The organism is Occallatibacter sp., assembly GCF_049582745.1.
In the GTDB taxonomy this organism is placed as follows: Bacteria; Acidobacteriota; Terriglobia; order Terriglobales; family Acidobacteriaceae; genus Telmatobacter.
Window position 1 is genome coordinate 47,319 of the sequence record NZ_JBAUUO010000142.1, and the last position, 11,289, is coordinate 58,607.

The following is an 11,289-nucleotide window of genomic DNA, read 5'->3' on the forward strand; positions in this document are numbered from 1 at the left end:
TTCAGCGTGTGACGATTATCCCGCCGACTTGGCCAGTTGCTGGGCGCGCCAAACCGCACCTTCAATTCCCGCAACTTCGGTTTTTCCGACCGGCATCTCCGGCGCCGCACGATGCAATCCCGCGAAGAACTGCTCCCGAACCAGACGGGACTTCCCGATCACGCTGCCGATCCATGCCACCGGAACTTCTCCTGCCGGATTATGTTTCCTCCGCAGCTTCGCGCGCACCAGCAGCACGCTGTCGACAAGATCCGTAGCAGCCTGCTGCAAAACGCCAAGAGCCACCGCATCACCCTCTTCGGCAAGCTCGCTGATCGCCGGCGCGAGCGCCGCAAAATCGGGTCCCGGTGTGCTGTCGCCCAGGTTCACCAACTCCTCAATCGTCTTCGTTCCCCACAGGACGCCCACCGTCTCGAGAATCCGCGTCGGCTCCTCGCGATCCAGCGCTCTCAGGCCCCGCCTCACCGCGTGCAATCCGATCCAATACCCTGAACCCTCATCGCCTAATCGCGAACTCCATCCGCCGGCGCTTTCGCGTCCGCCATCCGGCGCGCGGCCAATGCAATTCGAGCCCGTCCCCGCAATCTGCAGAATGCCTGGTCCGCCCTTGAAGGCTCCATCCAGCGCGATCACTTCGTCGCCCACAACTTCGGATCGCTCCACGCCAAAGTCGTCGAATACGCCGGTGACCCACTCCTTCACGCCGGGCATCGTTGCGCTCGCCACGCCCGCCGACGCGGCCTTCACGCCACGCAAACCCGCCTGCGCAAAAACGTCTTTCAGCACCGCGCGCAGATTCTCCTCTGCCACGTCCGCGCCCACGCGAAGCCTCTTGATCGAACCGCTCTCCCCAAACGCCAGCACCCGCTCGCCATCGACGATGGAGGCACGCGTTCTTGTACCTCCGCCGTCAATTCCCAACACTGCGCTCATTGTGTCCTTACTCCTGTTTCGATTCGCCGTCCCTCGATGTCTCTCCGCCGTTATCGCGCAGCGTTCCCGCCAGCACGTTCAGGCTGCCATCGGTCTTTCCGGGTTGCAATCCCAGCATGTGGGCGATCCACGGGTAGAGGTTCACATTCTCGAAGGGCGCCACCGTTTTTCCAGCGACAATATCCGGTCCGATGGCAAAGAAGCTCGCCTTCATCTCCAGAATTCTGTGCGGGTCGAATCCGTGCATGCCCGGTTCCGGTGGATTATCCGGCCGGTCACCCTGCGGTTTATGGGCGCGAATTGGATACGGCCCCGTCGCAATCACCACCGGATCGCCCTCGCGGGGGTTCTGGTTATAGTCGAGCCCTGCCGGGACGTCCTTTCGCCGATACGCCACAAACTGCGAAGAAGCATGCTTCAGCTTGTCGTACGCTTGAACGCGATCTTCTTCGGTCTTGCCGTACAACAGCGGACCGGCAGTTTCAAAGTCGCTCAGATCGGCGAAATCACCCAGGTTAATCCAGCCACCCTGCTCCTTCACCATGCCGTGATCGCTCACCACGACCAGGTCGATCGGCAGCTTTGTCGCGTCCAGCGCCTTCTTCAACTTGCCAACCATCGCGTCCATCTTCAACACCGCCGCTTTCGTCTGCGGCGCATCCGGCCCGAATTCGTGCCCTTCATGATCGGGCTCGGAATAATAGATCGTGATGAAGTGCGGCCGCTCCGCTTCCGGCATCTTCAAAAGAGCAACGGCGTCATCGATGCGCGCCTGCTCGACCGCATCGGTAGCCTGCGTCTTGTTGTCGAATACCGCATACCACGTCGGCCGGTGCCCCGCGATCTCCGCCTCCGAACCCGGCCAGAAGAGGCACGCTGCAGTCATCCCCTGGCTCTCTGCCAGGCTCCACAACGGCACACCGCCATACCAGCTTCCGTCCCGTACGGCCTTCGCATCGGAGATCCCATAACGCGCCTGCTTGGCAGGATCGTAAAAGCTGTTGGCCACAAGCCCGTGATGCTCGGGATAAAGCCCCGTCACAATCGTGAAGTGATTTGGAAATGTGAGCGAGGGATAGCTCGGCAACATCCCTTCCGGAGCCCAGACGCCTTTCTTCCCCAACGCCAGCAAGTTCACCGCACCATCATGCTTCGCATAATCCCAGCGAAAACCATCGAGTGAAACCAGCACTACATAATGCGCCTTCTGGACCGCAGCCGAGTTGATGCCGTTATCCACGTACACCAGCGGAAGCGCCGGATTGCCGCCTGGGATTGGCTGCGCCTGCTGCGCAAACAACGGCAGCGCCAAAGCCAGGCACACCGTAGCGCCCCGCTTGAAGACACTGAGAAACATCTTGGTTCTCCTGGATCAGCTTACCGTACAGACGCGGCAAGTCTGGAGTTGATGGAGAAATCCGGCGGGCGTATCTTCTTGCCATGTTCAAGAATCGCTCTGTTCCCGTCGATACCGTGCTTCCTCACCTCACCTATACGAACCTTGCCCAGGCAATCGATTGGCTCTGCGCAACCTTCGGTTTTGTTGAGCATTATCGCTACGGCGAGCCGGTTCAGGGTGCGCAGCTGCACATCGGAAGCGCCTTCATCATGGTCAATTCCGCGCGCGCGGGCAGGTCAAGCCCCGCCCAACTCGACAGCGCAACGCAAAGCCTCACCATCTTCATTGAAGACGTAGAAGCCCACTACGCACGTGCCCGCGCCGTAGCCCGAATCGTCGAAGAACCTCACGAAACCGCGTACGGGGAATTCCAATATGGGGTGCTGGACCTCGAGGGCCACCATTGGCTCTTTGCACGTCACGCACGCGACGTAAGCCCGGATGCCTGGGGCGCAACCATCACCAACCCGCTCCCATAAAGCAGCACCGATCCGGAGCGACCCTGTCTTGTGGCTTCGTTCGTCGACACGGATCGGTGCCCAGATCTATTTGCTCGGAGAAGTAGCTGGCGGCGGCGTTGCAGGGGACGTCGCCGGAGCGGGCGTCTCCGCAGGAGCGGGAGTCGCGCCCGGAGCGGGAGTTGCGACCGGTTGCGCCGTCGCAGGAGCAGGCTGGTTGCTCGCCAGTTTGCGAATATAGACCACCAGTCCCCGCACTTCGTCGTTCGTGGCCCGCCCTGTGTCCTCAGGCGGCATCTTTCCCTTGCCCTTGCGAATAACGTTTATAAGCGCCTCGTCCGACTGCGTCGCAAGTGCCTTGGGGTCCGTCCAGTCATCCAGCGTCAACTGCATGTCCTTCGCTATGTCCGTCTTGCCATCACCCGTCGCGCCGTGGCAAAGTGCGCAGTCCATGTTGTAGACCCTCTTCGCCTTAGCCAGCTGTTCGGGATTCACTTTCTTGGAGGCTGCACCCTGGCCTGACTCTTGCGGCGGACGAGCGGGGGCGGATGCGGCTGCAGTCACTAGCAAGACAACCGCCGTGAAGAGCAAGAACGACTTGAGCATATTGTCTTCTCCTCAGTTGCAGGTGTCGGGGGATTGGCATCGTGCAGCTGTTCTCTTTTGATTCGACAGCATTATAGGCGCATTTGAAAGTGAGGTGCATCACGTCGTCTCGCCGGATCGATCCCCTTCTTCGCCATTCCCCATTGCACATCCCGTTTTCGCTTCCGGTTGTGGTATACGTTTCCACATGTTCCGATCCGGCTCCATCCTGCTGATCTCGCTCGCCCTCCTCACCGGCTCCGCCCGCATTGCTTGCGCCCAGGACCCCGCCCCCACCCCCCCCATGGGCTGGAACAGTTGGGACGCCTACGGCCTCACCATTAGCGAAGCCGACTTCCGCGCCAACACCACCGTCCTCACCGGCATCCGCCAATTCGGCTGGGAATATACCGTCATCGACGAAGGCTGGTATATGCAGGACCCCTTCGGCAGCACCCTCGAAGCCCGCAAATATCTCTGGAACGAGAACGGCATCCTCATTCCCGACCCCGCGCGCTTCCCCGACGCCGCCGATCACGCAGGTTTCAAGCCTCTTGCCGACTGGGTCCACGCCCAGGGCCTCAAATTCGGCATCCACATCGTCCGCGGCATTCCCCGCCAGGTCGTCGCCCAGAACCTCCCCATCGCCGGCTCCAGCTTCCACGCCGCCGACGCCGCCGATACCTCATCCCCCTGTCCGTGGGACAACGGCAACTGGGGCGTCGCCGACAACGCCGCCGGACAGGCCTACTACGACTCCATGCTCAAGCTCTACGCCGACTGGGGACTCGACTACATCAAGGTCGACTGCATCAGCGACCATCCCTACCGGCCCAGTGAAATCCGCCAGATCGCCGAAGCCATCCACAAAACCGGCCGCCCCATCGTCCTGAGCCTTTCCCCCGGCCCCACCCAACTCGATCACGCCGCCGAAGTCGCCAAATACGCCCAGATGTGGCGCATCACCGACGACCACTGGGACGCCTGGTCTTTCCCGCACAAAGCACCATCCGAATACCCCTTTGGCCTCCGCGACGAATTCGACCGCATCGCCAAGTGGGCGCCCTACGTCAAGCCCGGCAACTGGCCCGATCCCGACATGCTCCCGGAAGGCTATCTAGGCCCTCATCCCGGCAAAGACCAGCCCCGACCGTCCAACTACACCCACGACGAGCAGCGCACGGAATTCACCCTGTGGGCCATCTCCCGTTCGCCGCTGATTCTTGGGGCCAATCTCACCAAGCTCGACGACTTCACTCGCTCCCTCATCACCAACAAGGAAGTCGCCGACCTTAACCAGCAGGCCGTCGAATCCGCGCCGGGACTTCTGCCTAAAAATCACTCGGCATCCTTCCCGCAGCGCTACTGGTACGCGCGCACCGGCGGACCAAACCCAAAGCGCTACATCGCCGTCTTCAACCTCGCCGACGCAAAGACCTCATCCAATCTTCCCTGGATGCTCTTCCACCTCGAAAACAAACCCCACGCCATGTTTGACGTCTGGAACCGGAAGCACATCCCCAGCGCGAAGTCACTTCACGTGATCCTTCCCGCACACGGCTGCGCCCTGTTCCGCATCGAGTAGCCATTCACCCTCGTAAGCAAACGACGAACCACCCCTGACAATCCAGACAGTCGCTGAGCGAAGTCGAAGGACCTGCTTTTCTCCGCATCAATCCGCACGACCCTGGGTGCCCCATTCGTTCCGCCGCCCGCTCCGCACCGCTGCCCTGCTGTGCGAAACTGAAGTGTCCCGCGCGAATGCCTCTCCCCACGACGGTCGCCCGGCAAGGTTAACCGATGCCCGTTCTTCGTTCCGCTTTTATCGCACTCTCCCACAATCGCTCTCTCCGCAAATTTGCCGAGCACTCCGCCATCGGCGGCAAACTAAGCTCTCGCTTCGTCGCCGGCCTCGAGATTGAAGACGCCCTCCGCGCATGCGCCCAGGTCAACCGGCAGGGCATGCACGTCACGCTCGACTCGCTCGGCGAAAGCGTCTCCACCGCAGAAGAGGCTCACAAGGCCGCCGACATCTACCACCAGCTTCTCGATCAGATCGCCGCGCGCAAGCTCGACGCCAACATCAGCGTCAAGCTTACCCAGATGGGTCTCGCACTCGATCCTGCTCTCGCCGAAGCCATCGCCACCAGCCTCGCCCAGCATGCGCATGCCACCGGCAACTTCCTCCGCATCGACATGGAAGACTCCCCCGTCACCCAGGTCACGCTCGACATTGTGCGCCGCATCAACGCACAGCCCGAGTTCCGCGGCTCCATCGGCATCGTCATCCAGTCGTATCTCTTCCGCTCGCAGGCCGACATCGAGCAACTCATCGCCGACGGTATCCGCGTCCGCCTCTGTAAGGGCGCCTACAAGGAACCGGCCGAGGTTGCCTTCCCCAAAAAATCCGATGTCGACGCCAACTACGTCAAGCTCGCCAACATGCTGCTGCAAAGCCCCATCTACCACGGCCTGGCCACCCACGACGAAAACATGATCGCGGCGGCAAAGTCATTTGTCGCGCAGCGCAACCTCGAACGCAGCCACTTCGAATTCCAGATGCTCTTCGGCGTGCGCCGCGATCTCCAGCGCAAACTCGTCGCCGAGGGCTACAACGTCCGCGTCTATATCCCCTTCGGCCGCGAGTGGTATCCCTACTTCATGCGCCGCCTGGCCGAACGCCCCGCCAACGTCTTCTTCATCGCCAAGCAAATGTTCCGGCAGTAGCCGCCGCCGCAATTCCTCATTCGTCCCGATACACTGCAACGCTCTGGGGTTGCGAATGCTCCGAGATTGCGAATGCTCCGAGGTTGCGAATGCTCCGAGGTTGCGAATGCGCGGAGGTTGCGAATGCGCGGAGGTTGCGAATACGCGGAGTTGCGAATGCCGGAGTTGCGAATGCTCCGAGGTTGCTAATACGCGGAGGTTGCGAATACGCGGAGGTTGCAATACGCGGAGTTGCGAATGCGCGGAGTTGCGAATGCCGGAGTTGTGATCGCGGAGGGAGCAGCAGCCTTCAGGCTGCTGAAATCATGCGCAAAAAGACACAGGGCCCTTTAGGGCTGGGACGTCGGGTGCACCACAACTCCACCTGCCCGAGAGCAGGTCCACTCATCCACTAAGAATCAATGCAGCGGAACGCAAACACGAGCTGTGCCCCGCTCATCGCGGCTTCATCGCGATGAGCGGGTCTTCAGACAAAATCGCACCGCCGATTGTCCTGAACGAAGACAGCCAGCTCCACCATACGTCAAGAGCGCTCCCCATCGAAGCTGGGTCCCCAGAATCGCAACTAAATCCCACCCGCTCCCGTAAGAAATCCCGCAGCCAACCGATTAAAGGATGCTCGCCCGTTTTCCGGGATTGATTTCTGTTTCCAACCCTCGAAACGTGCATTGGCCTGTTACCGATATTCCAGAGGCGCCGCGATGGATTCGCCAACGTTGATCGTCTTCCCCCGTTGATCGGTTCCTCGAATCTGAAGACCGGGAACCCTTTCGAACTCGGCGCGGATTCCTCAGGCGGGCAAGGTAGCAGGATGCGCTTCAGGATGGCGAAACGTAGCGGATCTTGCCGACGTTTCGCGCGTCACAGTCACCACAGTGATGTCGTCCTCCTGGCCGAAGTGTTGCGCACATGCGGAGATCTGCTCCGCAGATTGCGTACTGATGGCCGTGGTTCGTTCGAACCCAAAGAGTTCGCCACTCTTGTCACGGGCCTCGAGGACCCCGTCTGTAATAAGCGTAAGTTGTACACCTTCTCCGAGCCGGGAAGATGTTTCGGCGTATGGGGAGTCAGGCACAATCCCCAGCGGGAGCCCGGTATCGCCCGCGATCTCGGCGCCATCGATATACGGCATCTGGTGTCCAGCGCTCGCAATGGTCAGCGCGCCGTCGGCGCGGGCGCACAACACAAGGCAGGTTGTGAAGCCACCCTTGGTGCGCCCGATCATGCGCTGGTTCATGGCGGAGAGAATCTCGCCCGGACTTTGGGAGTAGTGGACCAAGGTGCGCAGCGTGCCGACCAGCAGGGAGACGGTCATGGCTGCGGGCATGCCTTTGCCGCTCACATCGCCAATCGCGGCGACCACGCCGCCATCGGGCAAAGGAATCACTTGGAAGAAGTCGCCCCCCACTTCGCTTGCCGGATGGTAGACGCTCTGGATCTTGAAACCGGGTATGGGGGGAATTTCATCCGGCACCAGCACGCTTTGAACGGAGCGGGCCGCCTGCAGTTCGCCGCGGAAGCGCTCCTCCTCGCGCCGCGAATGGACGAAACGAAGCAGCAAAATGACCAGCACCGCCAGCATTTCAATCGTGCTGGTCAGATCGGTAAGGGAAACAGGAAACGGCCATGTGGTCACATGGTTGATCCAACTGACATAGGGCCGCACCCACGAGTGGCCCAACACTACCATTGCGAACCCCAAGCTTTTGGCGGTGCCGCTGAGGTAGAACAAGGCGACAGGCAGGAAGACCAATTGGGAATCGCGGTTTCCGGCGCGCGCGCTCCCAGCCAGCACCAAGAGCACAACGGCATAGAAGAGGATGGTGAGACATGTCCCGATCACGTTGGGGAGTGCCGGGCTCGTCCAGGCGAAGTCGGTGGGAACCACCAGCAGCATCTGCATCGCCATCACTGCGACTCCGAGCCAATACAGCCTTCGTTTGCGGGATCCGGACACAATCATTACAAACTGGAGAAAAGCAAGGCTCGACGCATAGTAGGACAGGTCTCGGACGCTGTTCCAAGAGATCGATACGGAGAAATGATGCGTCCAATCAGCCATCAAGGCATCGAGCGCGGCCAGCAGGTTGGCTGTGCCGAACCAGAAGTACTCGGTCTCGCGCCTGCGCATCGCAAACATCAGCATGCAGCCGGCGCCCACCAGGAGAAAGACTACGAGTTGAAGATTGTTTGCCGAATCGTCCCAGTCCACGTGCTCTGAACGAGACCGCAGCCATTCGTTGAGGGAGCCGGCATCGCCCACCCGCAACGGCTCGTACATGCCGCCGCCGTAGAACCTAGCCCATGCCGGCCAATGCCACACGCGGATGGCAATGACCACGGTTTGCGGCTGCCCCTCAGGAACGCGGGGTAATCGGAATACAAGCGGCTGGGGCTGCACCACGCGCGGATTCGGCAGCATCCCGCCCATCTGTCCTATGAGCGCTCCATCCGCATACACCTGATACGAGGTAAGGAGGAAGGGGACGGCGAGGGCGAGCTGCGGATGATGCGCGGGCACTTGGATTTTGAAGCGGTACCACGCCATGCCGCCGACGTTGGGGTAGCCCTGCCCCGCCCAGTCACGGTCGCCACTGATGAGTTGCCAGCTGGAATCGTCGAACCCCGTGCTCGCCCACCCTAGCCTGCCATCCGAGTCGTCGCCCAGATGAAAGCGCATGGCGCCATTCAGTTCCGCCATCGGCACGCGGTCTCGGTCGAGATCGAAGACCTGGGCGCACGCAGGCGCCGACGCGCAAATGGCGAGCAGAACTGCAAGGAGGGGGAAGCGAATGCGCGCCGGCATAGTGTCCCATCGGTATCATGCGTGGGCAGTCGGGCGCAACAACAATGAACGATCCGTCCAGCCTCGCAGACCCCCTTCATGCAAACCGTAAGCACAGCGTTGCCCCCAATGAGCGCATTATCGCCAATGCGCGCTTCGAGCCTTGTTTCAGTCTGGAAACGTGCTTAGCCGAAATGCGTCAAAGTAGCGGATTATGGTATAAAGAAATCCTGCAATTCAGGTTGCACCCCGTCCGCGGAAAGGGAAGATCCCACCTGAATCAACCTGCAAGTAAACACTCATGACTTCTCTTTTGCCCGTGCAGCGGACACCGGGCCACAAAAGGAGAAGTGTATGTCTCGTGAGCTGCCCGCGAACCCGAGTCTCGAATATCTGAGGAAGCAAGCCAAACAATTACAACGCACAACGTCCCAGGGCAAGCTGGCGGATGCGCAGCGTGCACTGGCTAGGGAGTATGGTTTTGCCGACTGGGCAAGGCTGAAATCGTACGTGATCACCTTGGGCCTACCGCCTGCTGAAGCTTTGACCGTCGCCATACGCGATCAAGATGCGCAGCGGGTTCGCGATCTTCTGGGAAGCCATCCAGAATTGAGAGTGAAGATCAACGAACCGCTGCCAAACTACGGTTTCGGTCAACATGCTCTGTTTGCTGCGGTGCAACGGAGCGATCGGGCAACTATCGACGTTCTTTTGGACGCAGGCGCCAACATTCACAAACGAACCGAGTGGTGGGCTGGCGGCTTCGGCTTGCTCGACGATTGTGATCCAGGCCTGGTGGATTTTCTGGTCGAACGCGGTGCGGTGATCGACGCGCACGCGGCTGCCCGGCTCGGAATGATGTCAACATTGACGGAATTGGTCGCGGCCGATCAGAACGTGGTTCACGCAAAAGGTGGAGACGGGCAGGCGCCACTGCACTTCGCATCGACGGTAGAGATTGCGCGATTCCTTCTCGATCATGGTGCGGAGATCGATGCGCTCGACGTAGATCACGAATCTACCCCAGCTCAATACATGTTACGTGTTGAGCAAAAGCGTCACTATCCCCGTGATCGTCAGGACGTTGCTCGCTATCTTGTAATGCGCGGATGCAGAACCGACCTCCTGATGGCTACCGCACTTGGCGATGTAGCTCTCGCGCGGCATCATCTGGACACCGACCCCGCCTGCATTCGTATGAGCGTTTCGGAAGCGTGGTTTCCAAAGAAAGACCCTCGCGCAGGAGGCACAATTTACATCTGGATGCTGGGGGCAAATCGAACCGCGCACGTGGTCGCGCGCGATTTCGGCCATGAGCAGGTCTTTGAGCTGCTCATGGAGCGGACTCCGGAAGATCTGAAGCTGGCTCTAGCTTGTGAACTGGGCGATGAAAGCACATTTCAGCACTATTTGGCCCGGAATCCGGACGCAACCAAAACGCTGTCGGACGGGGAGCAACTCAAGCTGCCCACAGCCGCGCAGAGCAACAATACAAAGGCTGTTCAACTGATGCTGGAGGCTGGCTGGCCAGTCAATACTCCGGGCGAAATGGGAGCCACAGCGCTGCATTGGGCCGGCTTCAATGGTAATGCTGAAATGGCCCGTGACATATTGCGCTTTCACCCGGATATTGAAACTAAATCGCGGGAGTATGCGGGGACTCCGCTGTCATGGGCCCTCTACGCTTCTGGAAACGGCTATCGGAGCACCGGAGACTACGTGGGAACGGTGCGCGCGCTTCTTGATGCCGGAGCCGCTCTACCGCCGGACCCCGAATCACTCGAACCCAGCGACGCCGTCTTGGAGGTGCTGCCATGAGTTCACCCAGACGTCCGATCGCGGTCCTACTCCTCTCGTGCCTTTACGTTGCCGCGGGGGCCATCGAATTTGTCGCCCACTTTCCCAAACTGATGGCGCTGCAAGACGAAGGCATTTTGATTGAACTTACCGAGTTGTTGGGTATTTTTGCAGGCGTTTTCATGGTCCGTGGTCGAAATTGGGCACGTTGGCTCGCGCTAGTCTGGATGGCCTTTCACGCCGCCATCAGCTTTCCTGTTATTCCTCAGGTCATATCCCATTCCATCATCTTTACGGTGAGCGCTTGGGTTCTCTTTCGTCCTGACGCGCGGCAATACTTCACACCACTGAAACCAGGCTACGAATAGCAGGCAGGTGGTCGCCCTGACTTGATTCATGCCTGTCGCCAAGTCATCAACTGACGGCCTGAACGGGCCGCTTACCAACTGGATGAGCGCATCGGCCTGTTCTCTTCAATCGGAAATTGATATGGTGTGACCCTGTCAACATCTTCGAATCGCTGGGGTGGTTTTTGTTTTGTTTCTTGCTTTTTCCCTTTCGAGGACAAGGTCAGCAGCAGCCGTGGCAGGTAATGGCGACGATTG

Annotated in this window: 9 protein-coding genes; 5 read left to right on the forward strand and 4 right to left on the reverse strand. The window is 60.0% G+C overall.

Features of this window, described 5'->3' with window-relative positions; translation table 11 throughout:
- Window positions 1–15: 15 nt before the first annotated feature.
- Together WCA10_RS20330 and WCA10_RS20335 are read right to left on the reverse strand one after the other, a co-directional pair.
- Window positions 16–933, reverse strand: coding sequence for an N-acetylglucosamine kinase (locus WCA10_RS20330; RefSeq protein ID WP_472824351.1), 918 nt, complete (start codon window positions 931–933; stop codon window positions 16–18).
- Window positions 934–940: 7 nt separating this feature from the next.
- Window positions 941–2,290 (reverse strand): alkaline phosphatase family protein, encoded by a 1,350-nt coding sequence (locus WCA10_RS20335; protein ID WP_472824352.1) that lies wholly within the window; start codon window positions 2,288–2,290, stop codon window positions 941–943.
- A gap of 83 nt (window positions 2,291–2,373) precedes the next feature.
- Here WCA10_RS20335 and WCA10_RS20340 point away from each other — a divergent pair, with 83 nt between their 5' ends.
- A complete protein-coding gene (locus WCA10_RS20340; RefSeq protein ID WP_472824353.1) occupies window positions 2,374–2,811 on the forward strand; it encodes a VOC family protein in 438 nt (145 codons plus the stop codon).
- 66 nt (window positions 2,812–2,877) lie between these two features.
- Here WCA10_RS20340 and WCA10_RS20345 read toward each other — a convergent pair whose 3' ends face one another.
- The gene (locus WCA10_RS20345) at window positions 2,878–3,396 is read right to left on the reverse strand and encodes a c-type cytochrome (protein WP_472824354.1); all 519 of its coding nucleotides are present in this window, start codon (window positions 3,394–3,396) and stop codon (window positions 2,878–2,880) included.
- A 187-nt stretch (window positions 3,397–3,583) separates the two neighbouring features.
- Here WCA10_RS20345 and WCA10_RS20350 point away from each other — a divergent pair, with 187 nt between their 5' ends.
- Both WCA10_RS20350 and WCA10_RS20355 read left to right on the forward strand, forming a co-directional pair.
- A complete protein-coding gene (locus WCA10_RS20350; protein WP_472824355.1) occupies window positions 3,584–4,960 on the forward strand; it encodes a glycoside hydrolase family 27 protein in 1,377 nt (458 codons plus the stop codon).
- Window positions 4,961–5,175: 215 nt separating this feature from the next.
- Complete coding sequence (locus WCA10_RS20355) at window positions 5,176–6,102, forward strand: proline dehydrogenase family protein (RefSeq protein WP_472824356.1); 927 nt, start codon at window positions 5,176–5,178, stop codon at window positions 6,100–6,102.
- A gap of 790 nt (window positions 6,103–6,892) precedes the next feature.
- Here the strand turns inward: WCA10_RS20355 and WCA10_RS20360 are convergent.
- On the reverse strand, window positions 6,893–8,908 hold the full coding sequence (locus WCA10_RS20360) for a PP2C family protein-serine/threonine phosphatase (protein ID WP_472824357.1): 2,016 nt from the start codon (window positions 8,906–8,908) through the stop codon (window positions 6,893–6,895).
- Between the two features lie 333 nt (window positions 8,909–9,241).
- Here WCA10_RS20360 and WCA10_RS20365 point away from each other — a divergent pair, with 333 nt between their 5' ends.
- Together WCA10_RS20365 and WCA10_RS20370 are read left to right on the forward strand one after the other, a co-directional pair.
- Complete coding sequence (locus WCA10_RS20365) at window positions 9,242–10,705, forward strand: ankyrin repeat domain-containing protein (RefSeq protein WP_472824358.1); 1,464 nt, start codon at window positions 9,242–9,244, stop codon at window positions 10,703–10,705.
- On the forward strand, window positions 10,702–11,052 hold the full coding sequence (locus WCA10_RS20370) for a hypothetical protein (protein WP_472824359.1): 351 nt from the start codon (window positions 10,702–10,704) through the stop codon (window positions 11,050–11,052). The genes WCA10_RS20365 and WCA10_RS20370 overlap by 4 nt, the downstream gene beginning before the upstream one ends.
- Window positions 11,053–11,289 lie beyond the last annotated feature (237 nt).

Coding starts and splice junctions, on each gene's coding strand:
- WCA10_RS20330 (WP_472824351.1), bottom strand. CDS start 933: ATGAGCGCAGTGTTGGGAATTGACGGCGGAGGTACAAGAACGCGTGCC.
- WCA10_RS20335 (WP_472824352.1), bottom strand. CDS start 2,290: ATGTTTCTCAGTGTCTTCAAGCGGGGCGCTACGGTGTGCCTGGCTTTG.
- WCA10_RS20340 (WP_472824353.1), top strand. CDS start 2,374: ATGTTCAAGAATCGCTCTGTTCCCGTCGATACCGTGCTTCCTCACCTC.
- WCA10_RS20345 (WP_472824354.1), bottom strand. CDS start 3,396: ATGCTCAAGTCGTTCTTGCTCTTCACGGCGGTTGTCTTGCTAGTGACT.
- WCA10_RS20350 (WP_472824355.1), top strand. CDS start 3,584: ATGTTCCGATCCGGCTCCATCCTGCTGATCTCGCTCGCCCTCCTCACC.
- WCA10_RS20355 (WP_472824356.1), top strand. CDS start 5,176: ATGCCCGTTCTTCGTTCCGCTTTTATCGCACTCTCCCACAATCGCTCT.
- WCA10_RS20360 (WP_472824357.1), bottom strand. CDS start 8,908: ATGCCGGCGCGCATTCGCTTCCCCCTCCTTGCAGTTCTGCTCGCCATT.
- WCA10_RS20365 (WP_472824358.1), top strand. CDS start 9,242: ATGTCTCGTGAGCTGCCCGCGAACCCGAGTCTCGAATATCTGAGGAAG.
- WCA10_RS20370 (WP_472824359.1), top strand. CDS start 10,702: ATGAGTTCACCCAGACGTCCGATCGCGGTCCTACTCCTCTCGTGCCTT.